General features: G+C 68.2%; 19 protein-coding genes. 9 read left to right on the top strand and 10 right to left on the bottom strand.

The window, feature by feature from the left end; all coding sequences use genetic code 11:
• Positions 1–102 precede the first annotated feature (102 nt).
• Positions 103–507, bottom strand: coding sequence for a CopG family transcriptional regulator (locus tag HTZ84_RS15035; protein WP_174681431.1), 405 nt, complete (start codon positions 505–507; stop codon positions 103–105).
• Positions 508–617: 110 nt separating this feature from the next.
• On the opposite strand from HTZ84_RS15035, the gene HTZ84_RS15030 reads away from it, so the two are divergent.
• Positions 618–1,619, top strand: a complete 1,002-nt coding sequence (locus HTZ84_RS15030) for a VOC family protein (RefSeq protein ID WP_174681430.1) — start codon at positions 618–620, stop codon at positions 1,617–1,619.
• The gene (locus HTZ84_RS15025) at positions 1,616–2,299 is read left to right on the top strand and encodes an alpha/beta hydrolase (RefSeq protein ID WP_174681429.1); all 684 of its coding nucleotides are present in this window, start codon (positions 1,616–1,618) and stop codon (positions 2,297–2,299) included. Before HTZ84_RS15030 ends, HTZ84_RS15025 begins: the two co-directional genes overlap by 4 nt.
• A gap of 73 nt (positions 2,300–2,372) precedes the next feature.
• Here HTZ84_RS15025 and HTZ84_RS15020 read toward each other — a convergent pair whose 3' ends face one another.
• The 3 genes from HTZ84_RS15020 to HTZ84_RS15010 all read right to left on the bottom strand — a co-directional run bounded on the left by HTZ84_RS15020 (position 2,373) and on the right by HTZ84_RS15010 (position 5,309).
• Entirely contained in the window at positions 2,373–3,014 is a 642-nt protein-coding gene (locus HTZ84_RS15020; protein WP_174681428.1) for an RPA family protein, read from the bottom strand.
• A gap of 1 nt (position 3,015) precedes the next feature.
• Positions 3,016–3,945, bottom strand: a complete 930-nt coding sequence (locus HTZ84_RS15015) for a replication factor A (protein ID WP_174681427.1) — start codon at positions 3,943–3,945, stop codon at positions 3,016–3,018.
• A gap of 116 nt (positions 3,946–4,061) precedes the next feature.
• On the bottom strand, positions 4,062–5,309 hold the full coding sequence (locus HTZ84_RS15010; RefSeq protein ID WP_174681426.1) for a sulfite oxidase: 1,248 nt from the start codon (positions 5,307–5,309) through the stop codon (positions 4,062–4,064).
• 144 nt (positions 5,310–5,453) lie between these two features.
• Between HTZ84_RS15010 and HTZ84_RS15005 the strand changes: the two genes are divergently transcribed.
• Both HTZ84_RS15005 and HTZ84_RS15000 read left to right on the top strand, forming a co-directional pair.
• Positions 5,454–5,765 (top strand): DUF7091 family protein, encoded by a 312-nt coding sequence (locus HTZ84_RS15005; RefSeq protein ID WP_008892760.1) that lies wholly within the window; start codon positions 5,454–5,456, stop codon positions 5,763–5,765.
• Positions 5,766–5,971: 206 nt separating this feature from the next.
• Entirely contained in the window at positions 5,972–6,793 is an 822-nt protein-coding gene (locus HTZ84_RS15000) for a DUF7344 domain-containing protein (protein WP_174681425.1), read from the top strand.
• A 128-nt stretch (positions 6,794–6,921) separates the two neighbouring features.
• On the opposite strand, the gene HTZ84_RS14995 is transcribed toward HTZ84_RS15000, so the two are convergent.
• The 4 genes from HTZ84_RS14995 to HTZ84_RS14980 are packed head-to-tail and all read right to left on the bottom strand — an operon-like array spanning position 6,922 to position 9,915.
• Positions 6,922–7,137, bottom strand: a complete 216-nt coding sequence (locus tag HTZ84_RS14995) for a CbaC protein (RefSeq protein WP_174681424.1) — start codon at positions 7,135–7,137, stop codon at positions 6,922–6,924.
• On the bottom strand, positions 7,138–8,889 hold the full coding sequence (locus HTZ84_RS14990) for a b(o/a)3-type cytochrome-c oxidase subunit 1 (protein ID WP_174681423.1): 1,752 nt from the start codon (positions 8,887–8,889) through the stop codon (positions 7,138–7,140).
• Positions 8,882–9,682 carry a cytochrome c oxidase subunit II gene (locus HTZ84_RS14985; protein ID WP_174681422.1) on the bottom strand — a complete coding sequence of 267 codons (801 nt, stop codon included), beginning with the start codon at positions 9,680–9,682 and terminating at the stop codon, positions 8,882–8,884. The genes HTZ84_RS14990 and HTZ84_RS14985 overlap by 8 nt, the downstream gene beginning before the upstream one ends.
• A complete protein-coding gene (locus HTZ84_RS14980; RefSeq protein WP_174681421.1) occupies positions 9,679–9,915 on the bottom strand; it encodes a hypothetical protein in 237 nt (78 codons plus the stop codon). Before HTZ84_RS14980 ends, HTZ84_RS14985 begins: the two co-directional genes overlap by 4 nt.
• 100 nt (positions 9,916–10,015) lie before the next feature.
• Between HTZ84_RS14980 and HTZ84_RS14975 the strand changes: the two genes are divergently transcribed.
• From HTZ84_RS14975 to HTZ84_RS14965, 3 genes are read left to right on the top strand one after another with little or no spacing between them, the layout of a single operon-like run.
• Entirely contained in the window at positions 10,016–10,231 is a 216-nt protein-coding gene (locus HTZ84_RS14975; RefSeq protein WP_174681420.1) for a cytochrome-ba3 oxidase subunit, read from the top strand.
• A gap of 28 nt (positions 10,232–10,259) precedes the next feature.
• A complete protein-coding gene (locus HTZ84_RS14970; RefSeq protein ID WP_174681419.1) occupies positions 10,260–11,066 on the top strand; it encodes a sulfite exporter TauE/SafE family protein in 807 nt (268 codons plus the stop codon).
• Positions 11,067–11,068: 2 nt separating this feature from the next.
• Positions 11,069–13,555, top strand: a complete 2,487-nt coding sequence (locus tag HTZ84_RS14965) for a heavy metal translocating P-type ATPase (RefSeq protein ID WP_174681418.1) — start codon at positions 11,069–11,071, stop codon at positions 13,553–13,555.
• A 20-nt stretch (positions 13,556–13,575) separates the two neighbouring features.
• Here the strand turns inward: HTZ84_RS14965 and HTZ84_RS14960 are convergent, their stop codons facing one another.
• Positions 13,576–13,878: a CDGSH iron-sulfur domain-containing protein gene (locus tag HTZ84_RS14960; RefSeq protein ID WP_174681417.1), complete on the bottom strand. Its 303-nt coding sequence runs from the start codon at positions 13,876–13,878 to the stop codon at positions 13,576–13,578.
• A 143-nt stretch (positions 13,879–14,021) separates the two neighbouring features.
• Here HTZ84_RS14960 and HTZ84_RS14955 point away from each other — a divergent pair, with 143 nt between their 5' ends.
• Together HTZ84_RS14955 and HTZ84_RS14950 are read left to right on the top strand one after the other, a co-directional pair.
• Positions 14,022–14,315, top strand: a complete 294-nt coding sequence (locus HTZ84_RS14955) for a DUF7521 family protein (RefSeq protein ID WP_174681416.1) — start codon at positions 14,022–14,024, stop codon at positions 14,313–14,315.
• A gap of 89 nt (positions 14,316–14,404) precedes the next feature.
• Positions 14,405–15,016 carry a class I SAM-dependent methyltransferase gene (locus HTZ84_RS14950; RefSeq protein WP_394353277.1) on the top strand — a complete coding sequence of 204 codons (612 nt, stop codon included), beginning with the start codon at positions 14,405–14,407 and terminating at the stop codon, positions 15,014–15,016.
• A 1-nt stretch (position 15,017) separates the two neighbouring features.
• Here the strand turns inward: HTZ84_RS14950 and HTZ84_RS14945 are convergent, their stop codons facing one another.
• Positions 15,018–15,947 (bottom strand): NAD-dependent epimerase/dehydratase family protein, encoded by a 930-nt coding sequence (locus HTZ84_RS14945; RefSeq protein ID WP_174681414.1) that lies wholly within the window; start codon positions 15,945–15,947, stop codon positions 15,018–15,020.
• Between the last annotated feature and the right edge of the window lie 70 nt (positions 15,948–16,017).

The raw sequence follows: 16,017 nt of genomic DNA, 5'->3' as shown, positions 1-16,017 counted from the left end.
CGGGGTGGGGCTCACATTTCGTTCGCCCCTCCCCGGCGCGCGCTTCGCCCCTCCCTGGCGCGCGCCACCGCAGAAATCAGTTCAGTCTGCTCCGAGCGCCGACTATCGCAACTGGTACGATTCGTCTTCCTCGTCTAAATCGTCGAGCAGCAAGATCTCGTCCTCCTCGTCCTCGAGTCGGTCCTGCAACTCGTTGACGTAGCCCTTGTACTCGTCGAGTTGCTCTCGGAGGTGTTCGGCCTCGAGTTCGAGGCGTTCGTGTTCGCGGATGAAGCTCTTGGGAACCTCGACGGTCGGCGGGAACGTCTGCTCGCCGTCGTCGCTCCCCATCGCCTCGAGGTCGTCCTCGGGGACGACCTCGACCTGCCCGTCGTGTTCGACCAGCCGGTCGACGTAGTCCCGGAAGACGGCGGACAACGAGATGTCGCGCTCTTCGGCGATATCCTGGAGCGCCTCGAACGCGTCCTCGTTTACTCGAAACGAGATCGTCTTGTTCTTGTTGCCCATCTGTTTGTCGTCTATTCGTCGGGCATGACACTTAACGATTCGTCAGACGGGACCCCCGCTCGCGGTTCCGGGACCGGACGTGCTATTCCGCTCGAGGCCCAACGTCGACCATGCCTCCCGACACGCCGGGACTCCACCACGTCACGGGGCTGGTCGGCGACGCCCAGACGGCCGTCGATTTCTACGCGGGCGTCCTCGGTCTCCGCCTCGCGACCCAGACGGTGAACTTCGAGGACATCCTCCAGCACCACCTCTACTTCGGCGACGCGGTCGGCACGCCGGGGACGGTTCTGACCCACTTCCCGGACCCCCACGCCGATCCGGGCCGGGTCGGCAAACCGCAGGTCGCGTCGGTCGCGTTCGTCGTTCCCGCGGACTCCCTCGAGTACTGGCGGGACCGACTCGTCGATCACGACGTCGCGGTCGAGGGCCCGCTCGAGCGCTTCGAGGAGCGCGTCCTGCGATTCGAGGATCCCGACGGGACGCGACTGGAACTCGTCGCCGGCCCGCCCGACGCGCCGGACCCGAGCGGCGTCGAACCGTGGACCGACGGCCCGGTTCCCGACGACGCCGCGGTCCGCGCGCTCCACGGCGTCTCGACGCTGTCGGTCAATCCCTACGCGACCGCGGGCACGCTCGAGACGCTGGGCTTCGAGTACGAGACCGAACTGGACGACCGAGCCCGGTATCGCGCCGCCGGCGATCGAGCGACGGTCGTCGACGTGCTCGACCGGGACGCCGAGTTCGGCCGCGAGGGCCCCGGAACCCTCCACCACGTCGCGGTCCGCGTCGGGAGCGAGGGCGAACTCCACGAGTGGCGGGAACTCTTCGACGACCGCGGCCACGACGTCTCGCGGGTCAAGGACCGCCACTTCTTCCACTCGCTGTACGTCCGCGAGCCGGGCGGCGTCCTCTTCGAACTGGCGACCGAGAGCGACGGCGTCGCCGCGAGCGGCCCCGAAGGCGGGCCCGGCGAGTCGCTGCACCTGCCCGACTGGTTCGAGCGGGATCGGGACCTGATCGAGAGCCAGTTGCCGGAGCTGACGGTTCCGGAGGCGACTGCGCGCGCCGACGACACCGCTGACACCGTCGACACCGATAGCGATCGATGACGGGACGGGACTCGGGTCGGACGATGGACGCGGTGTCGGGACCCCACGCCGGCCAACCCTTGCTCGCGGCCGGCGCGCCCGCGCTGGCCGCCGACGCCGCGCTCGTCGTCTGCCACGGTCGCGGCGCGACGGCCCAGGGCGTCGTCAACCTCTTCGAACCCGTTTATCGACACGGCCTCGCCGTCCTCGCCCCGCAGGCCGAGCGGAGCCGCTGGTACCCCCGTTCGGCCGCCGCGCCGCGAACCGAGAACGAGCCGTGGCTCTCCTCGAGCGTCGACTGCGTGGCCGCCGCCTGCGAGGCCGCGGCGGAGATCGGGATTCCACCGGAACAAACGGTCCTCGCGGGCTTCTCGCAGGGCGCCTGCGTCGTCGCGGAGTACGTCCGCCGGAATCCGGACCGCTACGGCGGGCTCGCCGTTCTCTCCGCGACCCTGCCGGGATCGGCCACCGAACTCGAGGCGACCGATATCGACGGCTCGCTGGCGGCGACGCCGGTCCTGCTCGGCTACGGTGCCGAAGATCCGTACATCGATCCGTCGCGCGTCGCCGCGACGGCGCAAATCTTCGAGCGAGCCGACGCCGCGGTCGACGAGCGGCGCTACCCCGAGACCGGCCACGAGGTCACCGACGACGAGTTCGCGGCGATCGGCGCGCTACTCGAGACCGCTCTCGAGGCGTGATCGGAGATCGGGCGCGAATGCGTCGCTCTCTGGATTGAGCGGCGCGAAAAAGAACGAACCGGTGACGGCGAACTCAGGCCGTCGCTTCGGCGTCGTCGGGCTCGACGTCCTCGAGTTGCTCGAGCGCCTGAATCACGTCGTTGCGGTAGTTGACGACCGGCGAGTCGTAGCGCTCGCGGGCCATCTGGGCGTACTCGTTGGTCGGCGCCGTCGAGCCGCTCTCGGGGGCCTCCTGTTCTGCTTCCCACTCCTCGAAGGCCTCGATGCGGTCGAGGGTGCGTTCGGCGGTTTCGACGACCCAACGGTCGCGGGTGTCGTCGTCGACGACCGCGATGGATTCGGGGCGAACGGAGACGTTGACGCTGCCGTCGTCGGTCTCGTAGGTTCGGGGTTTGCCGACGATGGAGACGTAGGCCGGCGGCTCCGTGTCCCGGAGCACCGAGGCGGCCTCGGGCTGGTACTGGCCGGCGTAGACGAAGAACGTCCCGGTCGGGTCGACGACCCGGCCGCGCCAGTACTCGCTGTCCTCGCCGACGTCCTCCGTTTCCGTGAGGGTGCCGACGATGAACACGCGGTTGGCGCGGTCGCCGGTCGGGAGCAGCGCGTAGTTGGGCGCGCGCTCGTCGTCGCTCTCTTTGAAGGTGTACGTCGAATCGTTGAATTCCGATGCGAAGACGCGGCGGGCGACTTCGCGGGTGAGTTCTGACTGGCTCATATCACATCGACCTCGCTCTGATCAGCAGCTGTTCGGCGTCGGCGGGCCCGTCGAGTTCCTCGACGTCGTCGGCCAGCACGTAGCGGCCGAAGGTCGGTCCCTCGATGCGGTAGTAGGTGCCGACGATGTCCGCAGCGATCTCGTCGGCGACGATGGTCGTGTCCAGGGCGTCCATCGCCATGTCCTTGGCCTCCTCGAGACTCAGGCCCGTCAGGTCCTCGGTGGCCTCCTTGTCGAAGATGACCTCGTGGGCGTCGATCCCGTCGTCGACGACCGCCTTGATGCGGAGGTCGAACTCGCCTTCGACCTCGCCGTGTTCGTTACAGCGGCCGTTCTGCAGGACGCGCGTGCAGTCCTCTTTCGGGCAGCGCTTGATGAGGCCGCTGCCGCTTTGCATGTCCACGAGGGCGCCCTCGATCTCGCTGGTGTCGTCACCGACCTCGAGGTCCTCGTCGAGTTCCTCGATCACCGTCGTCGAGTTGAGTTTGACCGAGTACCGGCCCTGGTACTCGTCGGTGACGACGTTGCGAAGGTCGTAGACCGCGCCCTCCTCGAGGGCCGGCAGATCGGACTTGGCCCACTTGGTGAACTTGATCGTGCCCGTCGGGTCGCCCAGCAGGCCGACCTGCGCGACGGAGTCGCTCCGGGGATCCCAGAGTTCGATGACCTTCGCGGTGAGGTCGATCCACTGTTCGGGCTCGTCGACGTCCTCGACGTTCACTTCCTCGCTGCCGCCCCGCGAGATGTCCTCTCGCTCGAGGCCGGCCTCTTCGAGGTAGTGGTTGGTGACGCTCCGGCGCGCCTCGTCGATGGGAACCTTGTACTCGTCGACGAGCGTCGTCAGTCGCTCCTCGACGTCGTCGACGCTCACGTCGATGTGATCCGAAAACTGGTCGTGTATGTCGTCCGCGTGCTGTCGTACGTCGCTCATTGTGTCACGCCTCCTCTTTCGTTTCACTGGGAGGCATATCTCGTTTCGCGCCCGATAGTATTTAAAGTACCGGCACCGGGGTGAAAGTGAACGTCCCCGCTTCGAGCTCGAGGCCGTTAGGCCGACTCGACGTCGGTTTCGACGGCGTTCGGCAGAACCGCGTTCGCGGCGTACCCGCCCTCGTTCCAGGGGAACTCGTCGGCCTCGAGCGCGTCGCGCCAGGCGTCGGGATCGGAGATCCGCATCGGCTGCCGGCGCCCCCGATCGTCGGTCGCCCGCGAACAGAGGACGTGCGTCCCCGGCCGCGCGTCCCAGTCGTAGCGGAACAGTCGCCACGCACCCGCGTAGTCGGGGCCGAACAGCTCCGCGTCGACCCACGCGTCGCCGCCGTCGGTCGAGACTTCGACCCGCTCGACGCCGTCGTCGCCGGCCCAGGCGACGCCGGTGAGTTCGATCGTCCCGTCCTCCGGCGCGCTCACCGCGTATTCGCCGTCCGGGGAACCGATGACCGACATCACGGTCTGGTCGAACGTGTAGGGATGGTCGGGCTCGCCCGCCTCGAGTTGGGCCCACGTATCGACCGTTTCGACGGTCTCGTTCGGTTCGGGGTCGACGCCGGCGGGGTGCATTCGGTAGGCCTCCTGCTGCCAGTAGGCGTGGTCGCCGGGCCGGTCCAGTGAGCCGTCGACGACCATCGCGTCCATCAGTCGGAGTTCCTCGATCCACTTGACGCAGTTGACGCCGTACCAGCCGGGGACGATCAGCCGAACCGGAAAGCCGTGTTCGCGGGGGAGCGGCCGGCCGTTCATCTCCGTGGCGAGGATGCAGTCCTCGAGCGCCTTCGAGAGGGGGATCGACCGCGCGAAGACGTCGTCGCCGTCCGAGGGGTCGCCGCCGACGGCCGTGAGCCACGCGTCGTCGTCCGCGTCGTCCAGCCGGCCGCGCAACACCGAACTGAGCGGCGTCCCGGTCCAGACCGCCGTCCCGGCGGCCTCGAATCCCCACTGGACGCTGCCCGTCTCTGGTCGGTGCTGTCCGCGGCCGTTTCCGGCGCACTCCATCGTGTGGGCCACCGCGACCGTCGGGAACTCGTCGTTCAGGTCCGACAGCGAGTACTCGTCGTCGAGTCCTCCCGTCAGGGAGACGGTCCACGAGTCCGCGTCGGCGTCGGGAATGTCGTTGCGGTGGCAGACGAAGTGTTCCTCGACTGGCGTCAGCCAGTTCGCGTAGGTTCGCCTGTCGGCCGCGCCGACGACGGTGTACTTGTCGGCCTCGTCGCGGGTTTCGCGGACGCCGCCGTCCTTCCGCTCGAGGATCGCGTCGATCTCGTCGCGACGACTCTCGCGAGGCTGCTCCGTGGCCATAGACACCACACAACACGAGCTGGCAAAATCCTTCGCCCGGCTCGAGCGGTCGCTCGTCGCCGGTCGGCCGAGACCGTTCCCGCGCCGACGAATCGCGGAACGGCGGCGACGGGACTATGTGGCCGGCGACCGAATCACGTGCCAATGGCGGATCGTCGTCGGCTCGAGCGGTTCCTGCGCTCGAAGCTTCAGGAGGCTGGCGAGCAGTACGAACAGGTTCGGGGCTCGACGGGCGAGCAACTCGAGGAGGCCCGCGAGGCCTACGAGGTGGCGAAAAACGCCCGCAGCCTTCCCTCGGACGAGGCGGGGCGAGCGAAGATCGTCTGCCGGCGCTACGCCGAACAGCGGGCGGCGATGCTCGACGACCAGTACCGGCCGGCGTGTTTCGAAGCGGGCCATCCCGACTGCGAGGGCTGTGCGGAGGACGTCCGCGAGGGACGGATCGAGACGTGGTAGCGACCGCCGCGTTGCCGGTAGTTCGTAGCGCGGTTTCGTTCTTCGAAGTTGCTCTCGGAGCCGAATAGAACGATTCGGTAGTTCCGTCCGCGAACCGAGTGCGAACGGCGGTGACTTTCAGCGGAAATTGACAGGCTATAATCCCGCAATAACATCTACGAATAGAAACCTGGTTTTTAATATCCGCACGGGAATATCCATCAGTAATGGGGTCAGAAGATGAAGAAATCATTCGACTACTCGCAGATACTATCAATCGTGAAATTTTAACTACTCTCAATGAATCTCATCGCGGCCTCTCCGTAACGGAGCTCGCTGAACACCTCGCTTCGGCGGACGAGACGACACTCGAGCGGACGATCGTCTCGCTCCACCACGAGTACCTTCCCCGGCTCGACGAAGTCGGGCTCGTCGCGTACGACCACGACGAAAATCACGTCACCACCGGCCGTCGGTCGGCGGATGACGCCGGCTGGATGGACGTCGAAGCGTTCGACGAACTGCTCTCGCAGTTCGGGACGGGACGGAGGCCGGACGAGCGTACCGTCGGACGGCTCGAGGGTTGCGAAGCGGTGTACGACTATTGCCGAGAGCTGGCCGACAGCGCCGACGACGAACTCTTTCTGATCTACGCGTCCGACGAGTTACTCGACGAAGCGTGTGTCCCGTACGCGGAGAACGCCATCGACCGAGGCGTCGAACTTCACGCCGGAACAAAAAACCACGCCGCTCGAGAGTTCTTTCGAGAGCGCCTCCCGGAAGCGACGATCTGGGAGCCGCAGATGGATTGGATGTACGAACGGGCGAACTATCCCAAGGTGAGTCGGCTCGTCGTCGCCGATCGAGAGACCGTCGTCGTCGGCCTCTGGGACGAGGACGCCACCGGATCGAGAACGGAGGTCGCGATGATCGGAGAGGGCCAGACCAATCCGCTGGTGGTCCTCACCCGCGAACTGCTCGGCGCTCGACTGGATCATCTCGATTATCAGAGCGACGAGTTTCTCGGAGATCTTCCGTTCGAGACGTGACCAGCGGGCTCGCCGTGTCGACGGAGTTCGATACCGGCGTTCCCGTACGCACCGCGATTCTCACGCGCTGCTCTGAAAACGAATCCCCCGCCCGACTCCCGGTCAGGGCGTCGGGCCGCCGCGCTCGATCACTCGGGACCCGTGGGTTCGGTTTCGGCGTTGTCGTTCCCGTCGGACGGCCACACCGCCCAGACGACGATCGCGAGGACGATCGCGACGGCGAGGGCGACCGCCTCGAGGACCGAGAGCTCGATGCCGAACCAAGAGAGCGCGGTGCGGAGTTCGACGACGATCGGAACGATGATCGCCGCGACGACGAGCAGGCCGGCCTTGGAGACGCGCATCTACGGCATCACCTCGCGGACGGTCTCGAGGACGGCCGCGGTATCGGGGACGAGCGTGAGCTGTCGCCCCTCGATGCCGGGACCGAACAGACCGCCGTTCTCGATGATGCTCGCGAGCGGGAGCGTGTACGCGAAGACCACGAGGACGATGGCGATGGCGGTCCAGAGTTTGAGGTTGTCGAGGATCTCGGGCGCGTCCTCGGGCCCCGAGAGCGTTCCGGCGTAGGTGTTGTCCGGGATGGCGTCGCTGGTCCCGTTGAGCGACGTCAGGACCACGTTCAGGAGGAACAGGGCCAGCGAGGCGGTCAGGATCACGGCGCCGAGGGCGACCTGCGCGTTGATCTCGCCGACGGTCCCGGCGGCGGGTTCGAACTCGAAGCCGGAGTACTGCGGTTCGGCGGTCCGGCGGGGCATCCCGAACAGTCCCGAGCGGTGCATCGCGTTCGACATGAACGTCATGCCGACGAACCACAGCAGGACCTGCCCGAGCGCGACGGAGCGGTTCCACAGCGCCTTGCCGGTCACCTGCGGGATGAACCAGTAGGCCGCGGCCATGAACGTCAGCGCGACGGCGGTGCCGACGGTGAGGTGGAAGTGACCGACGACCCACCAGGTGTTGTGGACGAGGTAGTTGATGTTCATCCCGGCGTTGATCATGCCGGAGAAGCCGGCCGCGGCGAACATCAGGCCCGCCAGTGCCATGCCGGTGAAGACCGGATCGCGCCACGGCAGCGCTCTGAGCCAGCCGAGGTAGCCCTCGCCGCCGCGCTGGCGAGCGCCGTGTTCCATGCTCGCGACGACGGTGAACGCGGTCAGCAGGCTCGGCAGCAGGAGGAACATCGTGTTCGTCATCGCGATGAACTTGTACCCCTCGGCGATGCCGGGGTCCAGATACTGGTGGTGGATACCGAGCGGCGTCGAGAGCAGCAGGAACAGCACGAAGACGACGCGCGCGAGCGGGTCGCTGAACAGCTTCCCGCCGGAGAGCTTCGGCAGCATGATGTACCACATCATGTACGCCGGCATCAGCCAGAAGTAGACGACGGCGTGGCCGAAGTACCAGAACAGCGTCCGGGTCAGCAGCGGGTTCACGGAGTCGACGATGCCCATCGACCACGGCAGCAGGAAGACGAGGATCGACAGGGCGACGCCGAACGTACAGATGTACCAGAACAGCGTCGTCGTCAACACCATGAACGTCGGGAGCGGAATCCGCTCGTCGGGGTTCTCCGCCCGCCAGGCCCACCACGTCCGGAACCAGTCGACGCCGGCCAGCCAGGAGCCGACGACGAACAGCACCAGCCCGACGTAGAAGAAGGGGTGGGCCTGTAGCGGCGAATAGAACGTAAAGAGCACGTCCGCGTTCAGCGGCGCGCCGAGGAACTCCGGCGCGTCCTCGAGGAAACCGGCGAAGATCGTGACGCCGACCAGCACCGTGCCGACGACCATCATGGCGTACCACGACCAGGTGAAGCGGGTGTCGACGACGCCCCGCTCGAGGCTGGTCGTCACCGCCCAGGTGAAGACGCCCACGAGGAAGAAGATCGTGAACGTGATCGCCAGCAGGACGCCGTGGGCGGTCAACACGGTGTAGTAGTCCGCCGAATCGATGAACCGGAGGACGTCCGTCCGGTGGAGCGCCTGCACGAGGCCGAGCAGGCCGCCGACGGCCAGCGCGAGGAAGGAACTCCAGAAGGCGGCCTTGATGACCTTCGCCTCCGCCGGGAACTGATCGACGTAGGCGTTACGCATCGCCGTCACCTCCGTCGGAGCCGCCGTCACCCTCCGTGACGGTGAGCGTGCCGCTCTCCTCCTCGTCGTCGACGATCACCGCCCAGTCGTGGTCGCCGGCACCCAGTTCCTCGGTGTCGACCGCGAACTCGACGGTCTCGCTGTCGGCGCCCTCGATCGCGACGTCTTCGTCGTACCGCTGGTCGCCGATCACGAGGGTCGCGGTCGTCTCGAGGTCGGTCTGCATCCCGTCGCTGACGGTCGCGTTGATCGTCGTCTCGTTGCCCGCCTCGGCCTCGTCGGGGGCCTCGACGTCCAGTTCGGTCATGTCGAACTCGTCCTCGGGGACGACGGTCAGTTTGCCTTCCATGTTGTGGTGGCCTTCGCCGCAGTACTCGTTGCAGAGAATGCCGTACTCGCCCGGCTCGTCGAACTCGACGGTCATCTTCGAGACCTCGCCGGGGATGACCATCGTGTTGATGTTCGTTCCGACCACGGAGAAGCTGTGGGTCACGTCCCGGCTCGTGACGTAGAACGTCACTTCGCTGCCCGCTGGCACCTCGATCTCGCCCGGGGAGTACGACCACGCCTGCGCGACGACGTCGACTTCGTACTCGTTCCCGCCGACGTGTGTGACGCCGGTGTCGCCGAACCGCTCGTGATCGCTGATCGCGTCGGGATCGATCGAGCCGCCGTCGTCGTCAATCATCGAGACGCCCGGACCGACCGCGCCGTACGTGATCGTCGCGATGAAGCCGACGATCAACACCATCGCCGCGGCCAGCCAGAGCTTCTCGTAGGTGTGGATGTTCATGCCAGCCCCACCACCGTCGTGAGCACCCCGACGACGGTCGGCCCGTTACCGAGGAACTCGACGAAGTACATGAACAGCCACAGCAGTACCAGTATCGCGAAGTAGATCGCGATCAGGATCAGCGTCCCGATCGGATCGTACTCGTCGTGACCGATCGTGCGGACCGGACCCGCCTCCCCAGACGCGGTTTCGTCGGCCTGATCGGTCGTCCGTTGTTCTGTCGCCGAACTCATACGCGTTGGTAGGGAACAGCGGTACCTTACGACCGATCGTAATTCCCGTTCGGTGAAAACGACTGGTGGTATTAAGCCGCTGACAGCCCGAGAGACGGCTATGCCCCTCGAGACAGTTACGCCGCGGCACGCGGCGGCCGTCGGACTACTCGCGGTCGTTCCGGTTGTCGTCTACGGAGCCACGAACTCGGGCGTCGCCGGTCTCGTCAGCGCGGTGAACGTCGCGGTGATCATCGGCTCGCTGTACCTCGCGATGTCGCCGGTCGAGGGATCGCACGGCGATCACGCCGCGAGCGAAAACGGGGCCGCCAGATGACGCCTCGGCGGCCGGACGACAGCCGGAGATGACGCTCGCAGCACTCGCGAGCGCCGGCCCGGGGCTCGGACTCGAGCACGCGGACCTGGCCGTCCTCTTCGTCGTCGGCCTGCTCGCCGGCGCCCACTGCCTGGGGATGTGCGGGCCGCTGGTGACGGCCTACGCCGACCGGATCGGCGCCGCCGGCGACAAGCGCCGCGACGATACGCTCACCGGTTACGAGGTGCGCCAGCACGCGCTGTTCAACCTCGGACGGACGGCGAGCTACGCGGCGATCGGCGCCTGCTTCGGCCTCCTCGGTGCGGCGACGGTCGCCTCGAGTGAGGCCGTCGCCGCGGTCGGCGACTCCGTTAGGGGCGCGACGGGGATCCTCGTCGGGATCGCCATCATCGCGAGCGGGCTCTACTACGTCCGCGGGCGGACGGCCGTCCCCGGCCACGATCTTCCCCTCGTCGGGACGCTGTTCCGGCGCCTCTCGGCGCTGCTCTCGAGTCGGGTCGACCGGCTCGCGACGTCGCCGGGGATCGTCGCCCTCGGTGCGGTCCACGGACTCATGCCGTGTCCGATCATCTACCCGGCGTACCTCTACGCGTTCGCGGTCGGCTCGCCGACCCGCGGGGCGCTCTCGCTCGCCGTCCTCGGGCTCGGGACGATCCCGACGCTGTTCGCCTACGGCACCGTCCTGACCGCCCTCGAGTCGGCGACGCGCGTCCGCCTCCACCGCGGGCTCGGCGTCGCCTTCGTCGTCCTCGGCTACGTCCCGCTCTCGCACGGACTGATGCTGTACGGAATCCACCTCCCCCACCCGCCGCTGCCGTTCGCACCACCGTTCTAACGATGTGCCCAGACGCACGGAACCCAGGATCGTCCGAACGCCCACACGCGCCCGAATCGCCGTCGACAGCCGACGGTAGCGAGAGCTGCGACCTCTGTGATCTGCCGCTCCCGTCGGCACCGATCACCGATCCCGACGTCGACGGCACCTACTGCTGTCGGGGCTGTCTCGAGGTCGCGCGAACCCTCGAGCGGCGCGACGACGGCCCCGACGAGGCGGCGGTTCGATCGCGGCTGGACGGGGCGGACGCGGCGGGCGGCCGCGACCTCGACGACCTCGACGGCGAGGACGCCTTTCTCGCGGTCGAGCGCATGCACTGTTCGACCTGCGAGGCGTTCCTCGAGTCGGTCGCCGAGCGCGAGGCGGGCGTGCTGGGCGCGACGGCGAGCTACGCGACGGACACGATCCGGATCGTCTACGATTCCGACCGGCTCGCGGCCGACGACCTCCCCGAGATCGTCTCGGGCTACGGCTACGCCGCGGCCGACCGATCGGCCGCCGACGGCGACGCGGGCGACGACGACGGGCTCGCGCGGCTGCTGCTCGGCGGCTTCTTCGGCATGATGGTCATGGTCTGGTACGTCCTCTTTCTCTACCCGACCTACTTCGACCTCGAGCCGGTCGTCGCCTTCGGCGGCTACGAGCTCGCGTTTCTGTCCGCGAACATCTGGGCGTTCACGTCGTTCATCCTCTTCTACACCGGGTATCCGATCCTCCGGGGCGCGTACGTCAGCCTCCGTGCGGGCCGGCCGAACATGGACCTGCTGGTCGCGACGGCCGCGCTCGGCTCGTACGGCTACAGCGCGGTCGCAATCGTCCTCGGGGAGAGCCACCTCTACTTCGACGTCACCGTCGCCGTCGTCCTCGTCGTCACCGCTGGCACCCACTACGAGCGGGCGGTCAAGCGCCGCGCGACCGGCCTGCTCTCGGAGCTGACCGAACGCCAGGTCGACGAGGCCCGCCTCGAGAGCGGCGAGACGGTCCCGCTCGAAGACGTCGAGCCCGGCGATCGGCTGCTCGTCCGCCCCGGCGAGCGGGTTCCCCTCGACGGCGAAGTTCTGGAGGGGACCGCGGCCGTCGACGAGTCGCTGGTCACCGGCGAGTCCCTCCCCGTCCGGAAGGCCCCCGGCGACGAACTCCGCGGCGGCACCGTCGTCACCGACGCGCCGGTCGTCCTCGCGGTCGGCGACGCGGCCGAGAGCACCCTCGATCGGCTCGTCTCGCTGCTCTGGTCGATCCAGAGCGCCCGGCCCGGCGTCCAGCGGCTGGCAGACAAGCTCGCGACGGTGTTCGTCCCGCTGGTCGCCGCTCTCGCCGTCTGTACGGCCGCCGTCCTGCTCGCGACCGGCTCGAGTCCGTCGACCGCTCTCCTGATCGGGCTGACCGTCGTCATCGTCTCCTGTCCCTGCGCGCTCGGGCTGGCGACGCCGCTGGCGATCGCCGCGGGGGTGCAGGCCGCCGCGAAGCGCGGGATCGTCGTCGCCGCGGAGACGATCTTCGAGGACGCCCCGGACGTCGACGTCGTCGTGCTCGACAAGACGGGGACGCTGACGACCGGGCAAATGGCCGTCGAGGACGTCACCGTCGTCGACGGGACCGATTCGGACGACCTCCTCCGGCGAGCCGGCGCGGTCGAATCGCTGTCGGAGCACCCGATCGCCGCCGCCGTCGTCGAGGCGGCGCCCGCCGCCGCGGTCGACGGCGGTGATCTCGAGGCCGAAAATGACGGTGGTACCGTGTCCGGCGCCGAGGGTTCCACGGCCGTCGACTCGTTCGAGCGAGCCGACCGCGGCGTCAGCGGCGTCGTCGACGGCGAGCGCGTCGTCGTCGGCCACCCCGACTGCTGCCGCGAGCGCGGGCTGTCGGTTCCCGACGCCCTCGAGTCCCCGATCGACGACGCCCGCGCGGCCGGTCGCGTCCCGGTCGCCGTCGGCTGGGACGGCCGGACCCGCGGCGTCGTCGCGGTCGGGGATTCGGAACGCGAGGAGCTCGACGCGGCGCTCGAGACGCTCTCGTCGGGCCGCGAGATCGTCGTCCTCACCGGCGACGAGGGGCCGGCCGCCGAGCGGTTCCGCGCGGTCGACGGCGTCGACGAGGTCTTCGCGGGCGTCCCGCCGGAGGCGAAGGCCGAGACCGTCGACCGCCTCCGGACGCGAGGGACGGTCGCGATGGTCGGCGACGGGAGCAACGACGCGCCCGCGCTGGCCGCCGCCGACGTCGGCATCGCGATGGGCGGCGGGACCCAGCTCGCGACCGACGCGGCCGACGCGGTGATCGTCGGCGACGACCTCGAGGCCGTCGGCGAGACGCTCGCGATCGCCGCGAGCACGCACCGGCGCATCCGCCAGAACCTCGGCTGGGCCTTTTGCTACAACGCGGTGGCGATCCCGCTGGCGGTCGCCGGCCTGCTGAACCCGCTCTTCGCCGCCGCCGCGATGGCCGCGAGCAGCCTGTTGGTCGTGCTCAACTCCTCGCGTTCGATGCGGTAACGGTAACCCGGTGGCGTCGCTTATTCGGGGCTGCCGTCGTCATCGGCGTCGGTACCGCTTTCGCTGTCCTCGGTGCTCCCGTCGCTGTCGGCGACCGACTCGTCTTCGGTCACCACTTGCTCGACGACCCGACGCTCGCCGTCCTCGTAGACGTACGTCATGTCCGGGTCCTCGTCGCGAGTCCGTCGGTGGCTCCCGTCGCAGAACGGAAACGAGTCCGAAAGCCCGCACCGACAGACCGCGATGTCTCCCTTCTCGTCGTCGATATCAGACGGTTCGAGCTTTCTCGGTCCCGTCTCCTCGAGTTCGACCAATCGCGTCATGGCCGTCGGTTCGGGTCCGGTGGGCAAAAGACTCGGGTGTCCGCGCGTCGCCGCTCCGCCTCGAGACCGCGGTCGCGGCCGGCCGCGTTCGTCGTGAACGCAAGCTACTTGGTTCCCGTTCGTAATTTCGACGTACGGACACCATGAGTTTCCACGACGCAGGAACGTCGATCGCCGTCTTACTCGCCGTCGTCAAGACCCTCATCCTGCTCGTGGGCAGCTTCATCACCTTTCTCGCGTTCAAAGCCTACCGCCGGACGCGCCAGCGCGCGCTCGGACTCCTCGCAGCCGGCTTCGGTCTCGTGACGCTCGGCCTCGTGCTCGCCGGCCTGCTGTACGAAATTCTCGGGGTCTCGCTGATGACGGGCATCCTGCTCGAGAGCCTCCTGATGCTCGTGGGCTTCGTCATCATCGCCTACTCGCTGTACGTGACGTAGCGCGGCGACGACACACCGTGCTGACGGCGGGACGGGCGATCGTCGAATCCCGCGAGAAACTAAGGCGCTGCGTCCCGCGAGTGCGAGCCGTGACCGAAGACCACGACGCCGCTCGGTCGGGTTCGGGTCCGTCTCGAGGCGACGCCGTCGGATCGGACGGACTCGCGCCGATCGTTCGGTCGGTCGTCGAGGAACTGTCCCCCGGCCGGGCCTTCGACGTCGCCACCGGCACCGGTCGGAACGCCCTCGCCCTGGCGGAGCGCGGCTGGACCGTCGACGCCGTCGATCTCTCGAGCGCGAAGCTCTCGCGGGCCCGCGAGCGGGCGAGCGAACGCGGGACGACCGTCAACTGGATTCTGGCCGACGCCGATCGCTACTGCGTCCCCGAGGAGAGCTACGACCTCGTGACGGTGAGTTTCTTCGACGCGCGCGATCGCCTGCCGGCCCTGATCGACGCCCTCGCGCCCGGGGGCGTCCTCTGTTACGAACACTACCTCGCGTCGGCGGAGCGCGACGCCGGACCGGGCGATCGGTTCCGGTTCGATTCGAACGAACTGCTGGCGGCGTGTTCGGACCTCGCGATCCTCTACTACGCCGAGCGCCGCGTCGGCGACGAGCCGCGCGTCACGCTGGTCGCCCGGAACGAAACGGCCGTTCCGCGGTGGCGCCCGCAGCTTTCGGCCGTCCCCGACGACGGCTGAGCTACAGCCACGTCGGCCCCGACACGTCCTCGTCGGCCCCCTCGTGCCAGGTGTGGGCGGGCGTCCAGCCGAGCACCTCGGCGGCCTTCGCGTTCGACAGCGCCGACTCCTTGCCCTCGAGGTCGACCTCGCCGGGAATCGATCCACAGACCGTCTCCACGAGTTCCGCGGTCGGCCGCCCGAGGTAGTTCTCGTCGGCGACGCAGAGGAACTCCTCGTGGCCCTCGAGGTCGGCCGCCAGCGCCGCTTCGATCAGCCGCGCGACGTCGCGCACGTCGACGTAGGACGCGAAGTTGCCGGTCGGCTCCTCGCTCGAGAGGTCCGAGCCGTCCTCGGTCGGTCGCGCTCGCTCCTTCGTCGGCGAAAAGATCGTCGCCGGCCGGATCGTCGCGACCGAGATCCCGTACCGGCGGGCCATCGATTTCGCGATCTCCTCGCCGCAGACCTTCGAGAGCCCGTAGGCGTCCTCGGGCCGGCGGTCGTGGGCCTCGTCGATCGGCAGGTAGTCCGGCGTCCACGTCGACTCCGCGAACAGCGCGCCGTAGGTCGCCTGCGAGGACGACCAGACGACGTCGATCCCCTCGCGGCCGGCCGCCTGCAGGACGTTGTACGCGCTCGTGACGTTGTTCTCGAAGAGCCGCGTCGACGGGTTCTCGAGTGGATCCGAGAGCGCCGCCAGGTGGACGACGGCGTCGGGATCGACCTCGGCGATCGTCTCCCAGGTGTCGACGCCCTCGGTCAGGTCGACGGCCCGAAAGTCGACGTTGGCGCGCACGCCGTCGGGCCGGTCGAAATCGACGCCGACGATGTCGACGCCGCGATCCGCCAGTCGGTCGACGACCCACGACCCGACGTCGCCGGTCGCCCCCGTGACGATCGCGCTCTCGATATCGTACTCGAACTCCGGCGTCGATAGTTCGGTCTCGGCCATACCGGTCGTCCAACGGTCACCCACTAAACCGTGGTTCCAAACTGCACCTCGAGAAGGTGGACGGCGGAAT

The sequence above is a fragment of the Haloterrigena gelatinilytica genome, from assembly GCF_013342145.1.
In the GTDB taxonomy this organism is placed as follows: domain Archaea; phylum Halobacteriota; class Halobacteria; order Halobacteriales; family Natrialbaceae; genus Haloterrigena; species Haloterrigena gelatinilytica.
This window is presented reverse-complemented; position numbering and strand designations above follow the sequence as displayed.